Below are 22,189 nucleotides of genomic sequence, written 5' to 3'. Positions count from 1 at the left end.
AAAGGCGACCCGAAGGTCGCCTTTTTTTACCGATCAAACAGAACTCAGTTCTGCTTGGCCATTGCTTCGCGCAGCAGCGCAGCCATGGTGGTGTCGGCAGCCGCTTCCGGAGCGTTTTTCAGGCTCTGGATGGCTTCGCGCTCTTCAGCATCGTCCTTCGACTTGATGGACAGGCTGATAACGCGGGACTTGCGGTCAACGCTGATGATCTTGGCTTCGATCTCTTCGCCTTCCTTCAGGACGTTACGCGCGTCTTCAACGCGGTCACGGCTGATTTCGGAAGCTTTCAGAGTAGCTTCGATGTCGTCGGCCAGAGTGACGATGGCGCCTTTGGCGTCAACTTCTTTCACGATGCCCTTGACGATAGCACCCTTGTCATTGACAGCAACGAAGTTGGAGAACGGATCGTCTTCCAGCTGCTTGATGCCCAGGGAGATGCGCTCGCGCTCTGGGTCGACCGACAGGATGACGGTTTCCAGCTCGTCGCCCTTCTTGAAACGACGCACGGCTTCTTCGCCGGTTTCGTTCCAGGAGATGTCGGACAGGTGAACCAGACCGTCGATGCCGCCGTCCAGGCCGATGAAGATACCGAAGTCGGTGATCGACTTGATGGTACCGGTGATCTTATCACCCTTGTTGAACTGGCCGGAGAAGTCTTCCCATGGGTTGGACTTGCACTGCTTGATGCCCAGGGAGATACGACGACGCTCTTCGTCGATGTCCAGAACCATGACTTCCACTTCGTCGCCAACCTGAACGACTTTCGACGGGTGGATGTTCTTGTTGGTCCAGTCCATTTCGGAAACGTGTACCAGACCTTCAACGCCTTCTTCCAGCTCAGCGAAGCAGCCGTAGTCGGTCAGGTTGGTAACGCGAGCCTGTACGCGAGTACCTTCTGGGTAACGGGCAGTGATAGCTACCCACGGATCTTCGCCCATCTGCTTCAGACCCAGCGAAACGCGGTTGCGCTCACGGTCGAACTTCAGAACGCGTACGTCGACTTCGTCGCCAACGTTAACGATTTCCGATGGGTGCTTGATGCGCTTCCAAGCCATGTCGGTGATGTGCAGCAGGCCGTCGATACCGCCCAGGTCCACGAAGGCGCCGTAGTCGGTGAGGTTCTTGACGATACCCTTGACCTGTTGGCCTTCCTGCAGGGTTTCCAGCAGGGCTTCGCGCTCGGCGCTGTTCTCGGCTTCCAGCACGCTGCGACGGGAAACGACAACGTTGTTGCGCTTCTGGTCCAGCTTGATGACCTTGAATTCCAGCTCTTTGCCTTCCAGGTGGGTGGTGTCGCGCACAGGGCGGACATCAACCAGGGAGCCCGGCAGGAACGCACGGATGCCGTTAACGTCGACAGTGAAGCCGCCCTTAACCTTACCGTTGATAACGCCCTTGACCACTTCTTCGGCGGCGAAAGCTGCTTCCAGAACAATCCAGCACTCGGCGCGCTTGGCTTTTTCACGGGACAGTTTGGTTTCGCCAAAGCCGTCTTCGACCGCGTCCAGCGCAACGTGAACTTCGTCACCGACCTTGATGGTCAGCTCGCCAGCTTCGTTGTAGAACTGCTCGAGCGGGATGACGCCCTCGGACTTCAGGCCAGCGTGTACGGTAACCCAGTCGCCGTCGATGTCGACAACGATACCGGTGATGATGGCACCCGGCTGAAGATTGAGGGTTTTCAGGCTTTCTTCAAAGAGTTCTGCAAAGCTTTCGCTCATTTTAATTCCTGTAGATTCGGGCGAAACAGACGCCCATAGCCACATTCCAGACAATGTGGGTTTGTTTTAAGTAAAGGAAAGCCGGCAGGACGTTGACTGGTGCCCCTGCCTGCTTTCCTGGCTATCAGAGAAGGTCGCGCAGTGCGATCTCGCTCCTGATACGTTGCAACACCTGCTCGATGGACAACTCGGTAGAGTCCAACTGAATGGCATCGACCGCTGGCTTCAGCGGGGCCACTGCACGTTGGGTGTCGCGCTCATCACGCGCACGAATCTCATCCAGCAGACTCGACAGACTAACATCTTCACCCTTGCCCTTCAACTGCAGGTAGCGGCGACGCGCCCGCTCCTCCGCGCTGGCGGTGAGGAAGACTTTCAACGGCGCGTCCGGGAACACCACGGTGCCCATGTCGCGACCGTCGGCGATCAGGCCCGGCGCCTCGCGGAATTCGCGCTGGCGCACCAGCAGTGCATCACGCACGGCCGGCAGCGAAGCAACCATCGAGGCACCGGCGCCGACGGTTTCGGTGCGGATGACGTTGCTGACGTCCTCGCCCTCGAGGATGATCTGTTGCAGCTTACCGGGCTCGGCGGCGATGAACTGCACATCCAGATGGGCGGCAAGCTTGGTCAGCAACTCTTCGTTGGTCAGGTCGACGCCGTGGTTGCTGGCGTTGAACGCCAGCAGACGGTACAGCGCGCCAGAGTCCAGCAACCTCCAGCCCAGCTCGCGGGCCAGCAGCCCGGCGACCGTACCCTTGCCCGAACCGCTTGGCCCGTCGATGGTGATGACCGGCGCCAGGGTACTCACGACTTGCCCTCTTCCGCCACGCGGATACCCACCTCGGCGCACAGCGCCAGGAAGTTGGGGAACGAGGTGGCGACGTTGGCGCAATCGTGGATGCGGATCGGCGCGCTGGCGCGCAGCGAGGCAACGCTGAAGGCCATGGCGATACGGTGGTCACCGTGGCCATGCACTTCGCCGCCACCCAACTGGCCGCCGTCGATGATGATGCCGTCCGGGGTCGGCTCGCACTTGATGCCCAGGGTGATCAGGCCGTCGGCCATGACCTGGATACGGTCGGATTCCTTCACCCGCAGCTCCTCGGCACCACGCAGCACGGTACGCCCTTCGGCGCAGGCAGCGGCGACGAACAACACCGGGAACTCGTCGATGGCCAGCGGCACCAGCTCTTCAGGGATGTCGATACCCTTCAGTTTGGCACCACGCACACGCAGGTCGGCCACCGGCTCGCCGCCGACTTCACGCTGGTTTTCCAGGGTGATGTCGCCGCCCATCAGGCGCAGGATGTCGATCACGCCGGTACGGGTCGGGTTGATGCCAACGTGCTCCAGCACCAGTTCGGAGCCTTCGGCGATGGACGCCGCCACCAGGAAGAACGCCGCCGAGGAAATGTCGGCCGGCACTTCGATACGGGTGGCAGTGAGCTTGCCGCCGGACTGCAGCGAGGCCACCGGGCCGTTGCTGTCGACGCTGTAGCCGAAGCCGCGCAGCATGCGTTCGGTATGGTCACGGGTTGGCGCAGGCTCGGTGACGGTGGTCTTGCCTTCGGCGTACAGGCCGGCCAGCAGCAGGCAGGATTTGACCTGGGCACTGGCCATCGGCAGCGTGTAGGTCAGCGCCTTGAGCTTGTGGCCACCGCGGATGGTCAGCGGCGGGCGGCCTTCAGGGCCGGTCTCGACCACGGCACCCATTTCGCGCAGCGGGTTGGCCACACGGTTCATCGGGCGCTTGGACAGCGAAGCGTCGCCGGTCATGGTCACGTCGAACGGCTGGCCGGCCAGCAGGCCCGACAGCAGGCGCATCGAGGTACCCGAGTTGCCCACGTAAAGCGGCCCGGGTGGCGGCTTGAGGCCGTGCAGGCCGACGCCGTGAATGGTCACGCGACCGTGGTTGGGGCCTTCGATGACCACACCCATGTCACGGAATGCCTGCAGGGTCGCCAGCGCGTCCTCACCCTCGAGGAAGCCTTCGACCTCGGTGGTGCCTTCGGCCAGCGAGCCGAGCATGATCGAGCGGTGGGAAATCGACTTGTCGCCCGGTACGCGGATTCGCCCTGACAGGCGGCCACCCGGTTGGGCCAGGAAAATCAGATCGTTGGCGTTCATAGCGTCCACATAGGCCCGGCGGGCCAGGATTTTACTGAAATGCTCGCGGGCAACGCGTGCGCGGGTGAATACACCCAGCAGCTGGTGCCCGTCCCCTTCAGCGATCGCGTCGCGCAAGGCGTCGAGATCGCTGCGATATGTATCAAGCGTGCGCAGGACAGCGTCGCGGTTGGCGAGAAAGATGTCGTGCCACATGGTCGGGTCGCTGCCGGCGATTCTCGTGAAATCGCGGAAGCCTCCCGCAGCGTACCGGAAGATCTCGAGGTTTTCATTGCGCTTGGCCAGTGAATCGACCAGGCCGAAGGCCAGCAGATGCGGCAGGTGGCTGGTGGCGGCAAGCACTTCGTCGTGGCGTTCGACCGACATGTGCTCCACATCGGCGCCCAGCTCGCGCCACAGGCGGTCGACGAGGGCCAGGGCGGCCGGGTCGGTTTCAGCCAGCGGCGTGAGGATGACCTTGTGCCGACGGAACAGGGTGGCGTTGGAGGCTTCTACCCCGCTCTGCTCGGAGCCGGCGATGGGGTGGCCGGGGACGAAGCGCGGCAGGCGTTCCCCAAAGACGGCACGCGCCTCACGCACGACATTGCCCTTGGCGCTGCCGACGTCGGTGATGACAGCATCACCAAGGTCAAGCCTGGCCAGGCGGGCCAGTACCTTTTCCATGGCCAGGATCGGCACGGCCAACTGGATGACATCGGCACCGACACAGGCGGCAGCAAGGTCTTCCTCGCAGCGATCGACCACGCCCAGGGCCACAGCCTGCTTGCGCGAGGGGGCGTCCAGGTCGACACCGACCACTTCGCGGCACAGGCCGCTTTCACGCAGGCCCTTGGCGAATGAGCCACCGATCAGGCCGAGGCCGACCACGACCAGGCGGTTGATGATTGGCGCGGGTTTGGTTGTTACTGCTTTTACCACTGGTGCGAACCCTGTTCAGAAATCTAGACAGCCTGTGAGGCCCATCGGGGCTGCCTTGCAGCCCATCGCCGGCAAGCCAGCTCCCACAGAGACCGCGCACACCTGGAGGCTTGTGCTGTACCTGTGGGAGCCGGCTTGCCGGCGATGGGCCGCACAGCGGCCCCGGCAATCTTCGATCAAAGCACCGCCTTCGGATACGAACCCAGCACCTTCAGCGCCACAGCCTCCTGGCTGATCTGCTCGAGCACCGCCTTGATCAGCGGGTCGCGGTGGTGGCCGACGAAGTCGATGAAGAACACGTAGGTCCACTTGCCGCTGCGCGATGGGCGGGTCTCGATGCGAGTCAGGTCGATGCCGTTCTGGTGGAACGGTACCAGCAGCTCGTGCAAGGCACCCGGCTTGTTGCTCATCGAAACGATGATCGAGGTCTTGTCGTCGCCGGTCGGCGGCACTTCCTGGTTGCCGATCATCAGGAAGCGCGTGGAGTTGTCCGGGCGGTCTTCGATCTTTTCGGCCAGACGGGTCAAACCGTACAGGTTGGCCGCCATGTCGCCGGCGATCGCCGCCGAGTTCCACTCGCCCTTGACCCGCTTGGCCGCCTCGGCATTGCTCGACACGGCCACGCGCTCCACGTTCGGGTAGTGCGCGTCCAGCCACTTGCGGCACTGGGCCAGCGACTGGGCGTGGGAGTAGATGCGGGTGATGCTGTCGGTCTTGGTGTTCTCGCCCACCAGCAGGTGGTGGTGGATGCGCAGCTCGACCTCGCCGCAAATCACCATGTCGTGCTCGAGGAAGCTGTCCAGGGTGTGGCTGACCGCGCCTTCGGTGGAGTTTTCCACCGGTACCACGCCGAAGTTGACGGCACCGGCCGCCACTTCGCGGAACACTTCGTCGATGGCCGCCATCGGCCGGCTGATCACCGCGTGGCCGAAGTGCTTCATGGCCGCTGCCTGGGTGAAGGTGCCTTCAGGGCCGAGGTAGGCGATTTTCAGCGGCTCTTCCAGGGCCAGGCACGACGACATGATTTCGCGGAACAGCCGCGCCATCTCTTCGTTGTCCAGCGGGCCCTTGTTGCGCTCCATCACGCGCTTGAGCACGGCTGCTTCACGCTCGGGGCGGTAGAACACCGGCTTTTCGCCTTCCGCCAGCGAGGCGGTCTTGACCTTGGCCACTTCCTGGGCGCAACGGGCGCGCTCGCTGATCAGCTCGAGGATCTTCTCGTCGAGGCTGTCGATGCGAACGCGCAGCGCCTTCAGTTCGTGCTCGGACATCAGCCGTGCTCCTTCTCGAATTCTGTCATGTAGGCCACCAGGGCTTCGACTGCTTCAAGGCCCAGGGCGTTGTAGATGGAGGCGCGCATGCCGCCTACCGAACGGTGGCCCTTGAGGTTGAGCAGGCCACGGGCATCGGCGCCGGCGAGGAAGGCCTTGTCCAGGCGCTCGTCAGCCAGACGGAACGGCACGTTCATCCACGAACGGGCGTTGTGGCTGATAGGGTTGGTGTAGAACTCGCTGCTGTCGATGAAACCGTACAGGCGGTCTTTCTTGGCGCGGTTGCGCTGCTCCATGGCATCGACGCCACCCTGCTCTTTCAGCCATTCGAACACCAGGCCCGAGAGGTACCAGGAGTAGGTGGCCGGGGTGTTGTACATCGAGCCGTTGTCGGCCGAGACCTTGTAGTCGAGCATGGTCGGGCAGCTGCTGCGGGCGCGGCCCAGCAGGTCTTCGCGCACGATCACCACTACCAGGCCGCTCGGGCCGATGTTCTTCTGCGCGCCGGCGTAGATCAGGCCGTACTGAGACACGTCGATCGGGCGCGAGAGGATGTCGGACGACATGTCGACCACCAGCGGCACGTCACCGGTTTCCGGCACCCAGTCGAACTGCAGGCCACCGATGGTCTCGTTGGACGCATAGTGCACGTAGGCGGCGTTCTTGGTCAGCTTCCACTCGTTCTGGCCCGGGATGGCCAGGTAGTCGTAGGGCTTGGCGCTGGCGGCGACGTTGACGTTGCCGAAGCGGCGCCCTTCCTCGATGGCCTTTTTCGACCAGATGCCGGTTTCGATGTAGTCGGCGGTGCCGTTTTCCGGCAGCAGGTTCAGCGGGATTTCAGCGAACTGCTGGCTGGCGCCGCCCTGCAGGAACAGCACCTTGTAGTTGGAGGGGACGGACAGCAGGTCACGCAGGTCCTGCTCGGCCTTTTCGGCGATGGCCACGTAATCGTCGCTGCGATGGCTCATTTCCATCACCGACAAGCCCTTGCCACGCCAATCCAGCATCTCGGCCTGGGCGCGCTGCAGAACAGCGTCAGGAAGCGCGGCAGGGCCTGCGCAGAAGTTAAAGGCTCGTTTGCTCACATCCACTCTCGCTCTGCCAAATGGTACAAAATCGTAATTCGGTGCTGACCAACTAAAACTGTGTCGCCTGTCATGGGCCTGCCTTGCAGGCCATCGCCGGCAAGCCAGCTCCCACAAGGGCCGCGCAACCCTCGAAGCTCGCGCTGAACCTGTGGGAGCCCGGCTTGCCGGCGATGGGCCGCACAGCGGCCACGATGACCTGGCCTGATCAGTCAAACGGGGCGACCTTGGTCGCCCCGTTCGGGTTTTACGCTTGCTTACTCCTGCGGGGCCTCTTCGGCACCAGCAGCTTCTTCGTTGTCTGGCGCTTCAGCCTCGACGCCCTCTTCGTCCGTCTCGATCACATCATCGAGCTCGTCCTCGGAAGGCTCCTGGATACGCTCCAGGCCCACCAGCGTCTCGTCGGTAGCCAGCTTGATCAAGGTCACGCCCTGGGTGTTACGGCCCAGGCTGGACACTTCGCCAACGCGGGTACGCACCAGCGTGCCCTGGTCGGAAATCAGCATGATCTCTTCGCCTTCCTGCACCTGGATGGCGCCGATCAGCAGGCCATTGCGCCCCTTGGTACCCATGGCGATCACGCCCTGGCCACCACGGCCGCGACGCGGGAACTTGGACAGCGGTGTGCGCTTGCCGAAGCCACGCTCGGAGGCGGTGAGGATCTGCGCGCCGGATTCAGGGATCAGCATGGAGATGATCTGCTGGCCCTTGCCCAGCTTCATGCCGCGCACGCCACGGGCGTTACGACCCATCTCGCGCACCACGCTTTCAGCGAAGCGGATCACCTTGCCGGCGTCGGAGAACATCATGACTTCCTTGGCACCGTCGGTGATGGCCGCGGCGATCAGGGTGTCACCTTCCTTCAGCTTCAGGGCGATCAGGCCGTTGGAGCGCGGACGGGCGAACTGCACCAGCGGGGTCTTCTTCACGGTACCCGAAGCGGTGGCCATGAAGATGTAGGCGCCGGTCGGCTCGGCTACCCACTCAGGGGTGTCGCCGTCTTCCTCGTCCACTTCCTCGGCCTCGACCACTTCGCCTTCGAGCACGGTGTCTTCCGCGTCCTCCAGCTCTTCGTCGGCGTCAGCGTTCTGCTGCAGGGCCTCGAGGTCGATCTGCAGCATGGCGGTGATGCGCTCACCTTCCTCCAGCGGCAACAGGTTGACCAGCGGGCGACCGCGGGCGGCGCGGGACGCTTCAGGGATGTCGTAGGTCTTCAGCCAGTACACCTTGCCCTTGCTGGAGAACAGCAGCAGGGTGGCATGGCTGTTGGCAACCAGCAGGTGCTCGACGTAGTCCTCGTCCTTCACCCCGGTAGCCGACTTGCCTTTGCCGCCACGGCGCTGGGCCTGGTAGGCGGACAGCGGCTGGGTCTTGGCGTAGCCGCCGTGGGAGATGGTCACCACGCGCTCTTCTTCCGGGATCATGTCGCCGTAGTTGAGGTCGTGGCGCGCATCGAGGATTTCGGTACGGCGGGCATCGCCATATTCGGCGCGGATGGCTTCCAGCTCTTCGCGGATCACTTCCATCAGGCGCTCGGCGCTGCTGAGGATGCGGATCAGTTCGCCGATCTGTTCGAGGATTTCCTGATACTCGGCCAGCAGCTTCTCGTGCTCCAGGCCGGTCAGGCGATGCAGGCGCAGGTCGAGAATGGCCTGGGCCTGTTCCGGCGACAGGTAGTACTTGCCTTCACGCAGGCCGTACTGCTCCGGCAGGTCCTCGGGGCGGCAGGAATCGGCACCGGCGCGCTCGACCATGACCTGCACGGCACTGGATTCCCAGGCAGTGGAGATCAGGGCTTCCTTGGCCTCCGACGGGGTCGGCGAGGCCTTGATCAGGGCGATGACCGGGTCGATGTTGGACAGCGCGACCGCCTGGCCTTCGAGGATATGGCCGCGTTCGCGGGCCTTGCGCAGCTCGAACACGGTACGGCGGGTTACCACTTCACGGCGGTGACGCACGAACGCTTCGAGCAGGTCCTTGAGGTTGAGCAGGCGCGGACGGCCGTCGACCAGGGCCACCACGTTGATGCCGAATACGCTCTGCAGCTGGGTTTGCTGGTAGAGGTTGTTGAGCACCACCTCCGGCACCTCGCCGCGACGCAGCTCGATGACGATGCGCATGCCGTCCTTGTCGGATTCGTCGCGCAGTTCGGTGATGCCTTCGATCTTCTTCTCTTTTACCAGCTCCGCGATCTTCTCGATCAGGCGAGCCTTGTTCAGCTGGTACGGCAGCTCGGTAACCACGATCTGCTGGCGACCACCGACCTTGTCGATGTCTTCGATCTCGGAGCGGGCACGCATGTAGATGCGACCACGGCCGGTACGATAGGCCTCGATGATGCCCTGGCGGCCGTTGATCAGGCCGGCAGTCGGGAAGTCCGGGCCAGGGATGTGCTGCATCAGCTCATCGATGGTGACTTCGGGGTTGTCGATGAGTGCCAGGCAGCCATCGATGACCTCGCCGAGGTTGTGCGGCGGGATGTTGGTCGCCATGCCCACGGCAATACCGCTGGAGCCGTTGACCAGCAGGTTGGGAATACGGGTCGGCATGACTGCCGGGATCTGCTCGGTGCCGTCGTAGTTGGGCACCCAGTCGACGGTCTCCTTGTGCAGGTCGGCCAGCAGCTCGTGGGCCAGCTTGGCCATGCGCACTTCGGTGTATCGCATGGCTGCGGCGTTGTCGCCGTCCACCGAACCGAAGTTGCCCTGGCCGTCGACCAGCAGGTAGCGCAGCGAGAACGGCTGGGCCATACGCACGATGGTGTCGTAGACCGCGGTGTCGCCGTGCGGGTGGTACTTACCGATCACGTCACCGACCACACGGGCGGATTTCTTGTACGGCTTGTTCCAGTCGTTGCCCAGTTCGCTCATCGCATAGAGAACGCGACGATGCACGGGCTTCAAGCCGTCACGCGCATCGGGCAGCGCTCGCCCGACAATCACGCTCATCGCGTAGTCGAGGTAAGACTGTCTCAGTTCGTCTTCGATATTGACCGGGAGGATTTCTTTGGCCAGTTCGCCCATGAGAAGCCTGATTCCTTTTTCTGGTGAAACTTCGCAGCTCCATCAAGGGCCGAACGAAGCTCGCCGCCGCAACGCATAAGGGTGCGACGACTTACGACAAATCAATGAGTTGTGCCATGGATCTGCGCAATGAAGGCCGCCGTGGTGGGCGGTCTTGGAAACTGCCGGATGTTATCACAAAGGCAGGGGCGGTGGGGAGATGTGGCAGGTGGCCTCACACGAGGTTGAATCTGGATTTTTTATAGCCTGTGCCGGCCTCTTCGCGGGTAAACCCGCTCCCACAGGTACACCACCGCCCTCAGGCCGCCTGCTATCCCTGTGGGAGCGGGTTTACCCGCGAAGAGGCCGGCACAGGCGCCACGAATATCAGTGCAGGCGCTTGCGGCAGATCAATTGTGCCAGCTTGGCGGCATCCGGCCGCTCGACGATGCCGCGCTCGGTCACGATCACATCGATCAAGTCGGCCGGGGTCACGTCGAACACCGGGTTGAACACCTCGACATCCGGCGCCACGCGGGTGCCGCCAATGTCCAGCAGCTCGTCGGCAGCGCGCTCTTCCAGCGGGATGTCCTCGCCCGTGGCCAGGTTCAGGTCGATGCTGGTGCTCGGCGCCACCACCATGAAACGTACGCCGTGGTGCATGGCGCTGACCGCCAGCTGATAGGTGCCGATCTTGCTGGCCACGTCGCCGTTGGCGGCGATGCAGTCCGCGCCCACCACCACCCAGGTGATGCCCTTGCTCTTCATCAAATGGGCCAGCGCCGAGTCGGCGCACAGGGTCACTGGAATGCCCTCGTTGGCCAGCTCCCAGGCGGTCAGGCGCGAGCCATGCAGCCAGGGGCGGGTCTCGCCGGCGTATACACGCTCGACCATGCCCTCCAGGTAACCGGCGCGGATCACCCCCAGCGCGGTGCCGAAACCACCACAGGCCAGGGCGCCGGCGTTGCCGTAGGTGAGCAGGGTCTGGGCGTTGCCCTGGTGGCGGCGGATCAGCTCGATACCGTGCTGGGCCATGGTCAGGTTGGCTTCCCGGTCGCTTTCGTGGATGGCCACCGCTTCGGCCTCCAGCGCCGCCAGCACGCCTTCATCCGGACGCAGGCGCTGCAGGCGCTCACGCATGCGGTTCAGCGCCCAGAACAGGTTGGCGGCGGTAGGGCGCGCTTCAGCCAGGACAAGGAAGTCTTCCTCCAGGTCCATTTCCCAGTCGCCACCCTCGGCCAGCCGCTCTTCCAGGGCCAGCACCAGGCCATAGGCCGCGGCAATGCCGATGGCCGAGGCGCCGCGCACGGCCATGTCGCGGATCGCCGCTGCCACCTGCGCGACATTGTCGCAGGCCAGCCAGCGCTCTTCCGACGGCAGCAGGCGCTGGTCGAGCAGGTGCAAGACGCCGCCCTGCCAGCGGATCCCGGTCACCTTCTCCGCCGCCAAAAGTCGCTCGCGCATCGCCTCTCCCCGTCGTTCGGATATCAAAAGCCGGCGATTATAGCGACCCTCGGGGCCGAGCGCTCGGGTATACTCCGGCGCAATTTTGCGAAGTTTCAGAGGACTGTTCTAATGAGCAACGTCGACCGCGCCGAAATCGCCAAGTTCGAAGCGCTGGCCCACCGCTGGTGGGACCGCGAAAGCGAGTTCAAGCCGCTGCACGAAATCAACCCGCTGCGCGTCAACTGGATCGACGAGCGCGCCAGCCTCGCCGGCAAGAAAGTGCTGGACGTGGGCTGCGGCGGCGGCATCCTCAGTGAGGCGATGGCCCTGCGCGGCGCCACGGTCACCGGCATCGACATGGGCGAAGCGCCACTGGCCGTGGCCCAGCTGCACCAGCTGGAGTCGGGCGTGCAGGTGGAATACCGGCAGATCACCGCCGAAGCCCTGGCCGAGGAAATGCCTGAACAGTTCGACGTGGTCACCTGCCTGGAAATGCTCGAGCACGTGCCCGACCCGTCTTCGGTCATCCGCGCCTGCTATCGCATGGTCAAGCCTGGCGGCCAGGTGTTCTTCTCCACCATCAACCGCAACCCCAAGGCCTACCTGCTGGCCATCGTCGGCGCCGAGTACATCCTGAAGATGCTGCCGCGCGGCACCCACGACTTCAAGAAGTTCATCCGCCCGTCCGAGCTGGGCGCCTGGAGCCGCGTTGCCGGCCTGCAGGTGAAGGACATCATCGGCCTGACCTACAACCCGCTGACCAAGCACTACAAGCTCAGCAGCGACGTCGACGTCAACTACATGATCCAGACCCTGCGCGAGGAATAAGCATGCGTTTGCAAGCAGTACTCTTCGACATGGACGGCACCTTGCTCGACACGGCGCCGGACTTCATCGCCATCTGCCAGGCCATGCTCGCCGAGCGCGGCCTGCCGGCCGTCGATGACAAGCTGATCCGCGACGTGATCTCCGGCGGCGCCCGGGCAATGGTCGCCGCGACCTTCGCCATGAGCCCGGATGCCGAAGGCTTCGAGGCCCTGCGCCTGGAGTTCCTCGAGCGCTACCAGCGCGACTGCGCGGTGCACAGCAAGCTGTTCGACGGCATGGCCGAGCTGCTGGCCGACATCGAGAAAGGCAACCTGCTGTGGGGCGTGGTCACCAACAAGCCGGTGCGCTTCGCCGAGCCGATCATGCAGCAACTGGGCCTGGCCGAGCGGTCGGCGCTGCTGATCTGCCCGGACCATGTCAAGAACAGCAAGCCCGACCCCGAGCCGCTGATCCTCGCCTGCAAGACCCTCGGCCTGGACCCGGCCAGCGTGCTGTTCGTCGGCGACGACCTGCGCGACATCGAGTCTGGCCGCGACGCCGGCACCCGCACGGCGGCGGTGCGCTACGGCTATATTCATCCAGAGGACAACCCCAACAACTGGGGCGCCGACGTGGTGGTGGACCACCCGCTGGAACTGCGCAAAGTGATCGACAGCGCGCTGTGCGGCTGCTGAACCCCGTCTAGACCGCAGCACAGCCCCTGTGGGAGCGGGTTCACCCGCGAATGCGCCAGCCCAGGCGACACCGGCGCCTGATAGTACGCATTCGCGGGTAAACCCGCTCCCACAGGGGACGGTGCCGCGCCAACGAACTCGAAGGACCTACCATGTTCGACTACACCGCCCGCCCCGACCTGCTGCAAGGCCGGGTCATCCTGGTTACCGGTGCCGGCCGCGGCATCGGCGCCGCTGCCGCCAAGGCCTACGCTGCGCTGGGCGCCACTGTGCTGCTGCTGGGCAAGACCGAGGCCAATCTCAACGAGGTCTACGACCAGATCGAAGCCGCCGGGCACCCGCAACCCGTGGTGATCCCGTTCAACCTGGAAACCGCCCTGCCCCACCAGTACGACGAACTGGCGGTGATGATCGAAGACCAGTTCGGCCGCCTCGACGGCCTGCTGAACAACGCTTCGATCATCGGCCCGCGCACGCCGCTGGAGCAGCTGTCGGGTGACAACTTCATGCGCGTGATGCACATCAACGTCGATGCCACCTTCATGCTCACCAGCACCCTGCTGCCGCTGCTGAAGCTGTCGGAAGACGCTTCGGTGGTGTTCACCAGCAGCAGCGTCGGGCGCAAGGGCCGGGCCTACTGGGGCGCCTATGGCGTGTCCAAGTTCGCCACCGAGGGCCTGATGCAAACCCTGGCCGATGAACTGGAAGGCGTGGCACCGGTGCGCTCCAACAGCATCAACCCGGGTGCCACGCGCACGGCGATGCGGGCGCAGGCCTACCCCAGCGAAAACCCGCAGAACAACCCGCTGCCGGAAGAGATCATGCCGGTGTACCTGTACCTGATGGGGCCGGACAGCAAAGGGGTGAATGGGCAGGCGTTCAACGCCCAGTAAGGCTTTTGCCTGTACCGGCCCTTTCGCGGGTGAACCCGCTCCCACAGGGTTATTCACCGCCCATGAGGGCAGCGCAGTACTTGTGGGAGCGGGTTTACCCGCGAAGAGGCCGGGACTGGAGAGCGATCAGCCCGCTGCCAACACCGGGCGCATGCGCCCCTGCTGGCGCCCTTCCAGCTGCATGCACCGTTCCAGGAACAGGTACATGCAGTCATAACTCTTGCAAATCGCCTTGCGCAGTTCATTGCGCAGCCCCAGGGTCGGGTTCTCGCCGGCCAGGGTGCAGATGATCTCCAGCGCCTCCCACGGGTGCGCGTCGTCATACTGGGCATGCATCTTCAGCCACTTCATCGCCCGCTTGCGCTGATCCTCCGGGAAGCCCAGCGCATAGGTGTCGGTGGAGCACACCACCGCCGACCATTCACCGGTCGCACCTTCGATGGCGTAGTTGGTCGCCGCCATGGAAATGGCCAGGTTCTCGGTGGCGCACACGCGCCAGCACCAGTCATTCAGGCCGTTCAGCTCTGGCGGCACATCCTGGGCCTGCAGCTCGTGCAGGTGCACGCCATGCGCCTGGCACCAGTTCACCCAGTAGTCGGCGTGGTTGAGCTCGACACGGATGTTGCGCATCAGCCAGCGCCGCGCCATGTCTTCGCCCTGATGACGGCCATAGCGGGTCTTGGTCAGGTTGTGAGCCATGTACAGCGAAAACTGCTCCACCACCGGCCAGCCACCGATCAGGTACTGGCGAATGGTCGATTGCTTCAGCTGGCCGTCGCGCAGGCGCGCGTAGAACTCATGCTCGACTACCCGGCGCTTGCTCTCGCGGCAGTCTTCAATCATTTGCTGGGCCCATTGGGGGTAGCTGGCGGGATCCATCAAAGGCCCGATACGAACGAATGCGTCAATCACTTTCAGCTCCTTGATCCTTGTGATTTCTAGCTAGCGAAACGTGCCAGGTGCCCGCTGCAACAGAGGCCGGGCGGCGATCCGTTGGCGCTGCAGACTGTCACAGGTGAACACCTGGGGGCGTTCGATGAGGTAGCCCTGGGCGTAATCCACGCCAATTTCCTGCAAGGCCTGCTCGATCAAGGGTGTTTCGACGAATTCGGCAATGGTGCGCTTGCCCATTACGTGACCGATGTGGTTGATGACCTCGACCATGGCCCGGTTGACCGGGTCGTCGAGCATGTCCTTGACGAAACTTCCGTCGATCTTCAGGTAATCCACGGGCAAATGCTTGAGATAGGCGAACGACGACATGCCGGCGCAGAAATCATCGAGCGAGAAGCGACAACCCAGCCCCTTCAATTCGTTGATGAAGCGGATGGCGCTGCCAAGGTTGGCTATGGCGCTGGTTTCGGTAATTTCGAAACAGATCATCCGCGGCGGAATGGCGTATTCGACGAACAGGCGTTGCAGGTATTCGAGGAACTTGTCATCGCCAATGCTCGACCCCGACAGGTTGATCGCACAGATCGACAGCGGCCCCTCGCGCCCTTCGTCCAGGCACTGGCGGATGACCAGGAACACATTGCGCACCACCCAGCGGTCCAGCGCGGTCATCAGGCCGTAGCGCTCGGCCGCCGGGATGAAGCTGCTGGGCAGGATGGTACGCCCGCTTTCGTCGTGCAGGCGTAGCAGGATCTCGATATGGCCGGGGCCTTCGAAGGTTTTCAGCGGGGCGATTTCCTGGGCGTACAGGCAGAAGCGGTTTTCTTCCAGGGCCACGTGCAAGCGCTGGATCCAGGCCATTTCGCCAAAGCGCATGGACAGCTCGCTGTCGTCGGCATGGTACACCTGCACGCGGTTACGGCCCTTTTCCTTGGCCATGTAGCAGGCCATGTCGGCGGCGCGCAGCGAGGTTTCGAGGGTGCCGGGGGACTGGGCCATGTGCACCAGGCCGACGCTGACGGTGGTGACGAACGGCCGCCCTTTCCACACGAAATGCAGGCTCTGCACCAGCTGGCGCAGCTGCTCGGCAATGCGCTCGGCCTGATCGGGCGGACAGTTTTCCAGCAGCACGCCGAATTCGTCACCACCCAGCCGGGCCAGGGTGTCGCCCTCGCGCAGGCCGGACTGCAGCACGGCGCAGATGTGCCGCAGCAGCTCGTCGCCAGCGGCATGCCCGCAGGTATCGTTGACCAGCTTGAACTGGTCGAGGTCGAGGAACATCAGCGAATGCCGCCCGGCCTGGCGCGCCAGGTCATTGAGCGCCTGCTCCAGGCGGTATTCGAACTCGCGGCGGTTGGCCAGCCCGGTCAGGGCATCGTGGGTCGCCTGCCAGGACAGGTTGGCGATGTACTGGCGCTCCTGGGTCATGTCGTGCAGCACCAGCACGATGCCGCTGACCTGGCCGTCATTGACGATCGGCGAACCGACCAGGTTGACCGACACGGTGCTACCGTCCAGGCGCTGGATCAGCCGGGCATGTTCGGCGCCACCCTTGAGGCTGCCGCTGAGCACCTGTTCGACCAGGCTGCGGCCGTCTTCCTCGGCCTGCTCGTCCACCAGGCTGAACAGCGCCGACAGCGGCAGGCCCTGGGCATGACCGGCCTGCCAGTGGGTCAGTTGCTCGGCGGCGGGGTTCATGTAACCGATACTGCCTTCCACGTCAGCGGTAATCACCGCATCGCCAATGGCCTGCAGGGTGATCTGCGCCCGCTCCTTTTCTTCCTGCAGGGCGCTGGCAAAGGCCTGGCGCTGGGCCAACAGCTTGCTGGAGCGGCGCCAGGCAATGGCAATCAGGAACATCGCGGTCAGCAGGTTGGTGATCAGCAGCACCCGCAGCAGCATGCGCGAACCCTCGCCCAAGGCATCACTGAACGCCTTGGCGGCCGGGGTTACCCCTTCGTTGATGGTGACGATGCGCGCCTTCCAGTCGCTGACCGTGCGGGCGTCCACCGCGCCAGCGGCGAAGCTGCTGCGCATTTCCATGGCCAGCATATCCAGCTTGCCCAGGTAGTCGTCGCCGATGTCCCAGTAGTCGATGGCCGTCTGCATGTAGCTGACGTTGCGAAAGTTGCGGTAGAACCAGATGATCCGCTCGACATCGTCGGGGTGGTTGCCGCCTTGCAGCACGGCCTGGCGCGCGGCGTCCAGGTCGGGGCTGGGCTGGTCCAGCACTTCGCGCAGCTGGTGGTCGCCCTGGGGCACGGTGATGGCCTGGCGATAGCGATGGTAGGTGCTGTCGTCGCGGGTTTCGGCGTACAGGTTGAGGTAGTAGATGGCGTCTTTCTGCGCCTTGGACCAAAGGCTTTCGCCCGCGACATAGGCACGCACGGCCGAGAGCGTATAAAGGCTGAGGCTGCCCAAGGCTACCTGGAAGACCACAACGGCGATGAAGGGCCAGGTGATGCCGAGCAACTTTGGCGCTTCTAGAGTGCGATGTCCCTTCATGGAGTCCCTGTCACAGAGCAGATAAGGCGCAAATCAACCCAGACAAGCACAGCGTAGGCCATTTGCCATCCCGGCGGTTGGGTTTTTTATGACAGGGAACCTGGGGATTTTCGCACGGCCTTCCCGGCCCTATCGCCGGCAAGCCAGCTCCCACAGGTACCCCACAATGCTCAGGCCTGTGGTAATCCTGTGGGAGCTGGCTTGCCGGCGATAGGGCCCGCACAGGCTGCCACAAATTCAGCTCTGCTGCAGGTGCCCATACAACTTGGCATACAACCCACCCTCGGCAATCAGCTGCTGATGGTCGCCATCCTCGGCCACGTGCCCGCCGTCGAACACCAGCACCCGGTCGGCCTGTTTCACCGCCGACAGGCGGTGGGCAATGATCAGTGTGGTGCGGCCGCTGAGGAAGCGCGCCAGGGCCTGGTGCAGGTTGTATTCGGTGGCGGCATCCAGGGCCGAGGTGGCTTCGTCGAGGATCACCACCTTGGGTTCGGCCAGCACCATGCGGGCAATGGCCAGGCGCTGGCGCTGGCCACCGGACAAGCGCACGCCGGAGCGCCCCACCACACTGTCCAGGCCCTGGGGCAACGCGGCGATGGTGGCATCCAGCTGGGCAATGCGCAGCGCCTGCCAGCAGGCCTCGTCGCTGCAGTCACGGCCCATGGTCAGGTTGGCGCGCACGGTGTCGTTGAACAACGACGGGTGCTGCAATACCACCGCGACGTTTTCACGCAGGGTTTCCAGGCCGATTTCCTGCAGGCTGGCGCCGCCAAAGCGGATGGTGCCGGCCTGGGCGCTGTAGAGGCCCAGCAACAGCTGCACCAGGGTGCTCTTGCCACCACCGCTGGCGCCGACGATCGCCACCTTCTCGCCCGGGGCGATGGACAGGTCGAGGTGCTCGAGCACCGGCTCGTCGGCATAGGCAAAGCGCAGGTCGCGCACTTCGATGCCCACCGTCTCGCGGCCGGCGAACGGGTCGCTGGCAGCCGGGTACTGCGGCTCGTCGTCGCGTGCCAGCAGTTCGTTGAGGCGGCTCAGCGCACCACCGGCGGCGTAGTAGGCGTATTGCAGGTTGAGCAGCTGCTCCACCGGGCCGATCATGAACCACAGGTAGCTGAACACCGCCAGCATCTGGCCGATCGACAGGTCGGAGAACAGCACGGTGAGCATGGCCGCGGCGCGGAAGATATCGATACCGAACTGGAACAGCAGGCCACTGGCGCGGCCGCTGGCATCGCTCTTCCACTGCGAATCCACGGCGTAGTCACGCACTTCGCGGGCGCGCAGGCCAAGGCGACCGAGGAAGTAGCCCTGGCGGTTGCCGGCGCGGATTTCCTGAATGGCGTCGAGGGTTTCCGCCAGCGCCTGGGTAAACCGTGCGGTGCTGTCGTTCTCGAGCTTTTTCAGGTGCTTGACGCGCTTGCCCAGCTGCACGGTGAAGTAGATCACCAGCGGGTTGAACAGCAAGATCAGCAAGGCCAGCTGCCAGTGCATCCAGATCAGGATGGCCGCCGTGCCGGTCAGGGTCAGCATGGCCACCAGGAAGCGGCTAAGGGTTTCGCCGACGAACTTGTCGAGGGTGTCCAGGTCGGTGACCAGGTGAGTGGTCACCGTGCCGCTGCCCAGGCTTTCGTATTCCTTAAGCGAAATGCGCTTGAGCCGCTCGATCAGCCGAATACGCAGGCGGTAGACGATGTCCTTGGCCAGGCCGGCGAACAGCTTGGCCTGGATCACGTTGAACGCCAAGGCGGCCAGGCGCAGGCACAGGGTCAGCAGCAACATCAGGCCGATGTAGCCCGCGGCCACCTGCCAGCTGGACGGCAGCAGGTGGTTCATCCACTTCAGCGCGGCATCGCCATGGCCCAGCAGCACTTCGTCCACCAGCAGCGGCAGCAGCAGCGGGATAGGCACGCTGCAGCAGGCCGCCAATACGGCGATGAGGTTCGCGGACCAGAGGTTTTTCTTGTGATGCAGGGCCAGGCGGCGGATTTCCGCCCAGCTCAATCGATCGGCCACAGTGTGAGGTTTGCCCGGTACCGGGTCGGGTGACCCAGGCACATCAAGCACAGGCGGCCTGCTGCAGCCAGCGGCCGAGCAAGGGTTGCAGGCGCTCCAGCGGCTGGTAGCCGTTGGTCAGCAGGGCCAGTTGGCCATTGCGCTCGGCAAGCAAGGTCGGGAAACCGGCGATGCCCAGGTCCTGGGCCCAGCTGAAATCGGCTGCAGTGGCGGCGCGGGTATCGGCACGGGCGAAGGCCTCGGCGAACACGGCACGGTCGAAGCCTGCCTGTTCGGCCAGGTCGACCAGATGCGGTGCAACGGTCACGTCCACGCCCTGTTCGTAGAACGAACGCTGGATCAGCGCCAGCAGCGGCCAGACGCGCTCGGCGTCCAGTTCGCGGGCGGTGACCAGGGCACGGCAGGCCGGCTCGGTGTCGTAGACGAAGCCGTCGGGCATGGCCCCCTCGAAGCGGAACGGTTGGCCGGTGGCATCGGCCACCGCCTGCCAGTGTTCGAGGATGTACTTGCGGGTAGAGCTGTCCAGGGCACTGCCGCCGGTACGCAGCCCGCCCGGCACCAGGCGGGTGGGCACGCCTGCGTCACGCGCCTGGGCGATCAGGGCCGCGGCCACGGGTGCGAAACCCCAGCACCAGGAGCACATCGGGTCCATCACATAGATCAGGCGTGCAGACATGCATCAAGCCTCGGCTTTGTAGTTGTAACCGATCGGGTGCGGCAGGTTGCGCGCCTTGGCCAGCTCGATCTGCTTCTGCCGGTCGATGGCGCTGCGCCGGGTCTTCTCGCTCAGGGTGTCCCAGCAATGCGGGCAGCTGACCCCTGGCGAATAGTGCTCGGACGCGCGCTCCTCTGCATTGATCGGGTGGCGGCAGGCGTGGCACTGGTCGTACTCGCCTTCGCTCAGGTCATGGCGCACCGTGACGCGGTTGTCGAAGACGAAGCAGTCGCCGTCCCACAGGCTTTCTTCCTGAGGCACTTCCTCGAAGTATTTCAGGATGCCGCCCTTAAGATGATAGACCGCCTCGAAGCCTTCACCGAGCATGTAGCTGGAGGCTTTTTCGCAACGGATACCGCCGGTGCAGAACATGGCAACCTTCTTGTGCTTGCTGGGGTCGAAGTTGGCCTTGATGTAGTCGGGGAACTCGCGGAAGGTTTCGGTCTTCGGGTCGATGGCGCCCTTGAAGGTACCGATGGCCACTTCGTAGTCGTTGCGGGTGTCGATCAGCAGCACTTCCGGGTCGCTGATCAGCGCGTTCCAGTCCTTGGGCTCGACGTAGGTGCCGACCGCCTGGTTCGGGTCCACGCCAGGCACGCCGAGGGTAACGATCTCTTTCTTGAGCTTGACCTTGGTGCGGTAGAACGGCTGTTCGTCGCAGTACGATTCCTTGTGGTCGACATCGACCAGGCGCGGGTCGTTGCGCAGCCAGGCCAGCAGGCCGTCGATGCCTTCGCGGGTGGCCGACACGGTGCCGTTGATGCCCTCGTGGGCCAGCAGCAGGGTGCCCTTGACGTTGTTGTCGAGCATGGTCTTGAGCAGCGGCTCGCGCAGCTCGACGTAGTCTTCCAGGGTGACGAACTTGTACAGCGCCGCGACGACGATGGGTTGGGACATGAAGCAGGATCTCCAGTGGTTGCCCTCGTAAGGGGCGGACCGGGTTACACAAGAAACAGGGGGCCGCTGCGCGCCCCATCGCCGGCAAGCCAGCTCCCACAGGTATTGCGCCACACTCAAGAAGGGCACTTTACCTGTGGGAGCCGGCTTGCCGGCGATGGGCTGCACAGCAGCCCCCTTTTGGGATGTTGCGGATTCTACCAGAACAACAGCAAGGTTTCAGTGCCCGCCGCCCGCGCACACCGGCGAGGCCGGTGCAACGCCGACCTTGGCCCACTCTTCGGCGGTGTAGGTGTGGATGGCCAGGGCATGGATCTCGCCCATCAGCTCACCCATGGTGGCGTACACCTTCTGGTGGCGCTTGACGCTGTTCAACCCGGCAAACTGCTCGCTGACGATCACTGCCTTGTAGTGGGTCTCCTGACCACGACTGTGCATGTGGCTTTCGTTGAGCACTTGCAGGTGTTGCGGCGCCAGGGCGGCCAGCTGCTGTTCGATACGCTGTTGCATGGTCATCGCGGCGTACTCACTTCTTCGCCGGGGCGGCGGCCTTGCCAGCGTTCGGGTCCAGTTCCTTGGTCATGTCGTCCAGCAGCTTGTTCACCACCGGTACCGCTGGCTCCAGGCTCTGCTGGGTCAGCTGGGCCGACTGCTGGGTGACCTTGGGCATTTCGCGCAGCACTTTCTTGCCCAGCGGCGATTCGTAGAACTTGACCAGGTCCTTGAGCTCCTGCTCGGTGAAGGTCTGGGTGTACAGGTCGACCATCTTCGGCTTCAGCTTGTTCCAGCCGATGGCGTTGTCCAGCGCGGCGTTGGCCTTGGCCTGGTAGCTTTCCAGCACCGCCTGCTTGGTGGTCGGGGCCTTGGTCTGGGCGAAACGCTGGGCGAACATCTGCTGGACCTGCATGTACACCGGGGTGCCCAGCTTGTCGGCGTTGGCCAGGGTCAGGAATTTCTCGGCAGCAGCGTTGTGGCTGGCGGTGGCAGCGAGTACCTGGCCGCTGGCGCAAGCCAGGGCAACGGCGGCACAAAGGACACGGAGACGGGTCATTGCATTTCCTTCAGAAGAGAGGGAGGCGGGTACCTCAGAGTAGAGCATTCTGCGCCGTGGTGGCGATGTGCTCAAGTGGCACGACGAGCGACGGAACCGCTCGGTCGAATCAGGGCCTAAACTGCGATTTCGAACTACAC

At 63.9% G+C, this 22,189-nt stretch carries 17 protein-coding genes; 3 read left to right on the top strand and 14 right to left on the bottom strand.

Annotated features, from left to right (window positions below; genetic code table 11):
- Positions 1-44: 44 nt before the first annotated feature.
- The 7 genes from rpsA to mtnA form a co-directional block, all read right to left on the bottom strand.
- On the bottom strand, positions 45-1,721 hold the full coding sequence (gene rpsA / locus ABX298_RS17315) for a 30S ribosomal protein S1 (protein WP_003252673.1): 1,677 nt from the start codon (positions 1,719-1,721) through the stop codon (positions 45-47).
- A gap of 124 nt (positions 1,722-1,845) precedes the next feature.
- Positions 1,846-2,532: a (d)CMP kinase gene (gene cmk / locus ABX298_RS17310; RefSeq protein ID WP_075044059.1), complete on the bottom strand. Its 687-nt coding sequence runs from the start codon at positions 2,530-2,532 to the stop codon at positions 1,846-1,848.
- Entirely contained in the window at positions 2,529-4,736 is a 2,208-nt protein-coding gene (locus ABX298_RS17305) for a bifunctional prephenate dehydrogenase/3-phosphoshikimate 1-carboxyvinyltransferase (protein ID WP_025338103.1), read from the bottom strand. The genes cmk and ABX298_RS17305 overlap by 4 nt, the downstream gene beginning before the upstream one ends.
- Positions 4,737-4,945: 209 nt before the next feature.
- Positions 4,946-6,040 carry a prephenate dehydratase gene (gene pheA / locus ABX298_RS17300; protein ID WP_013971453.1) on the bottom strand — a complete coding sequence of 365 codons (1,095 nt, stop codon included), beginning with the start codon at positions 6,038-6,040 and terminating at the stop codon, positions 4,946-4,948.
- Positions 6,040-7,125 (bottom strand): 3-phosphoserine/phosphohydroxythreonine transaminase, encoded by a 1,086-nt coding sequence (gene serC, locus ABX298_RS17295; RefSeq protein ID WP_025338101.1) that lies wholly within the window; start codon positions 7,123-7,125, stop codon positions 6,040-6,042. Before serC ends, pheA begins: the two co-directional genes overlap by 1 nt.
- 257 nt (positions 7,126-7,382) lie before the next feature.
- Positions 7,383-10,148, bottom strand: coding sequence for a DNA gyrase subunit A (gene gyrA / locus ABX298_RS17290; RefSeq protein WP_085589990.1), 2,766 nt, complete (start codon positions 10,146-10,148; stop codon positions 7,383-7,385).
- Positions 10,149-10,514: 366 nt separating this feature from the next.
- Positions 10,515-11,591 carry an S-methyl-5-thioribose-1-phosphate isomerase gene (gene mtnA / locus ABX298_RS17285; protein ID WP_025338099.1) on the bottom strand — a complete coding sequence of 359 codons (1,077 nt, stop codon included), beginning with the start codon at positions 11,589-11,591 and terminating at the stop codon, positions 10,515-10,517.
- A gap of 111 nt (positions 11,592-11,702) precedes the next feature.
- Between mtnA and ubiG the strand changes: the two genes are divergently transcribed.
- The 3 genes from ubiG to ABX298_RS17270 all read left to right on the top strand — a co-directional run bounded on the left by ubiG (position 11,703) and on the right by ABX298_RS17270 (position 13,968).
- Entirely contained in the window at positions 11,703-12,401 is a 699-nt protein-coding gene (gene ubiG / locus ABX298_RS17280; RefSeq protein WP_025338098.1) for a bifunctional 2-polyprenyl-6-hydroxyphenol methylase/3-demethylubiquinol 3-O-methyltransferase UbiG, read from the top strand.
- 2 nt (positions 12,402-12,403) lie between these two features.
- Positions 12,404-13,075 carry an N-acetylmuramic acid 6-phosphate phosphatase MupP gene (gene mupP / locus ABX298_RS17275; protein ID WP_085617670.1) on the top strand — a complete coding sequence of 224 codons (672 nt, stop codon included), beginning with the start codon at positions 12,404-12,406 and terminating at the stop codon, positions 13,073-13,075.
- Between the two features lie 152 nt (positions 13,076-13,227).
- Positions 13,228-13,968: a YciK family oxidoreductase gene (locus ABX298_RS17270; RefSeq protein WP_025338096.1), complete on the top strand. Its 741-nt coding sequence runs from the start codon at positions 13,228-13,230 to the stop codon at positions 13,966-13,968.
- Between the two features lie 126 nt (positions 13,969-14,094).
- Here the strand turns inward: ABX298_RS17270 and ABX298_RS17265 are convergent, their stop codons facing one another.
- From ABX298_RS17265 to ABX298_RS17235, 7 genes are all read right to left on the bottom strand, one after another.
- A complete protein-coding gene (locus ABX298_RS17265) occupies positions 14,095-14,880 on the bottom strand; it encodes an iron-containing redox enzyme family protein (protein ID WP_317409877.1) in 786 nt (261 codons plus the stop codon).
- A gap of 30 nt (positions 14,881-14,910) precedes the next feature.
- Positions 14,911-17,367: an EAL domain-containing protein gene (locus ABX298_RS17260; RefSeq protein WP_075044055.1), complete on the bottom strand. Its 2,457-nt coding sequence runs from the start codon at positions 17,365-17,367 to the stop codon at positions 14,911-14,913.
- Positions 17,368-17,604: 237 nt separating this feature from the next.
- The gene (locus ABX298_RS17255) at positions 17,605-19,437 is read right to left on the bottom strand and encodes an ABC transporter ATP-binding protein (protein ID WP_075044054.1); all 1,833 of its coding nucleotides are present in this window, start codon (positions 19,435-19,437) and stop codon (positions 17,605-17,607) included.
- The gene (locus tag ABX298_RS17250; RefSeq protein ID WP_025338093.1) at positions 19,430-20,062 is read right to left on the bottom strand and encodes a DsbA family protein; all 633 of its coding nucleotides are present in this window, start codon (positions 20,060-20,062) and stop codon (positions 19,430-19,432) included. The genes ABX298_RS17255 and ABX298_RS17250 overlap by 8 nt, the downstream gene beginning before the upstream one ends.
- A gap of 3 nt (positions 20,063-20,065) precedes the next feature.
- Complete coding sequence (locus tag ABX298_RS17245) at positions 20,066-20,998, bottom strand: rhodanese-related sulfurtransferase (RefSeq protein ID WP_025338092.1); 933 nt, start codon at positions 20,996-20,998, stop codon at positions 20,066-20,068.
- Positions 20,999-21,217: 219 nt separating this feature from the next.
- Positions 21,218-21,514, bottom strand: coding sequence for a BolA family transcriptional regulator (locus tag ABX298_RS17240; RefSeq protein ID WP_003252644.1), 297 nt, complete (start codon positions 21,512-21,514; stop codon positions 21,218-21,220).
- Positions 21,515-21,524: 10 nt separating this feature from the next.
- Positions 21,525-22,049, bottom strand: a complete 525-nt coding sequence (locus tag ABX298_RS17235) for a DUF2059 domain-containing protein (RefSeq protein ID WP_025338091.1) — start codon at positions 22,047-22,049, stop codon at positions 21,525-21,527.
- Positions 22,050-22,189 lie beyond the last annotated feature (140 nt).

Source organism: Pseudomonas sp. X4, from assembly GCF_040784925.1.
In the GTDB taxonomy this organism is placed as follows: Bacteria; Pseudomonadota; Gammaproteobacteria; order Pseudomonadales; family Pseudomonadaceae; genus Aquipseudomonas; species Aquipseudomonas putida_Z.
This window is presented reverse-complemented; position numbering and strand designations above follow the sequence as displayed.

Bases quoted from the DNA above. Each gene is read 5' to 3' on its own strand.
- ABX298_RS17260 (WP_075044055.1), bottom strand. From the start codon at position 17,367: ATGAAGGGACATCGCACTCTAGAAGCGCCAAAGTTGCTCGGCATCACC.
- ABX298_RS17245 (WP_025338092.1), bottom strand. From the start codon at position 20,998: ATGTCCCAACCCATCGTCGTCGCGGCGCTGTACAAGTTCGTCACCCTG.
- rpsA (WP_003252673.1), bottom strand. From the start codon at position 1,721: ATGAGCGAAAGCTTTGCAGAACTCTTTGAAGAAAGCCTGAAAACCCTC.
- pheA (WP_013971453.1), bottom strand. From the start codon at position 6,040: ATGTCCGAGCACGAACTGAAGGCGCTGCGCGTTCGCATCGACAGCCTC.
- gyrA (WP_085589990.1), bottom strand. From the start codon at position 10,148: ATGGGCGAACTGGCCAAAGAAATCCTCCCGGTCAATATCGAAGACGAA.
- ABX298_RS17240 (WP_003252644.1), bottom strand. From the start codon at position 21,514: ATGACCATGCAACAGCGTATCGAACAGCAGCTGGCCGCCCTGGCGCCG.
- ubiG (WP_025338098.1), top strand. From the start codon at position 11,703: ATGAGCAACGTCGACCGCGCCGAAATCGCCAAGTTCGAAGCGCTGGCC.
- mtnA (WP_025338099.1), bottom strand. From the start codon at position 11,591: ATGCGCGAGCGACTTTTGGCGGCGGAGAAGGTGACCGGGATCCGCTGG.
- mupP (WP_085617670.1), top strand. From the start codon at position 12,404: ATGCGTTTGCAAGCAGTACTCTTCGACATGGACGGCACCTTGCTCGAC.
- ABX298_RS17270 (WP_025338096.1), top strand. From the start codon at position 13,228: ATGTTCGACTACACCGCCCGCCCCGACCTGCTGCAAGGCCGGGTCATC.
- ABX298_RS17250 (WP_025338093.1), bottom strand. From the start codon at position 20,062: ATGTCTGCACGCCTGATCTATGTGATGGACCCGATGTGCTCCTGGTGC.
- ABX298_RS17235 (WP_025338091.1), bottom strand. From the start codon at position 22,049: ATGACCCGTCTCCGTGTCCTTTGTGCCGCCGTTGCCCTGGCTTGCGCC.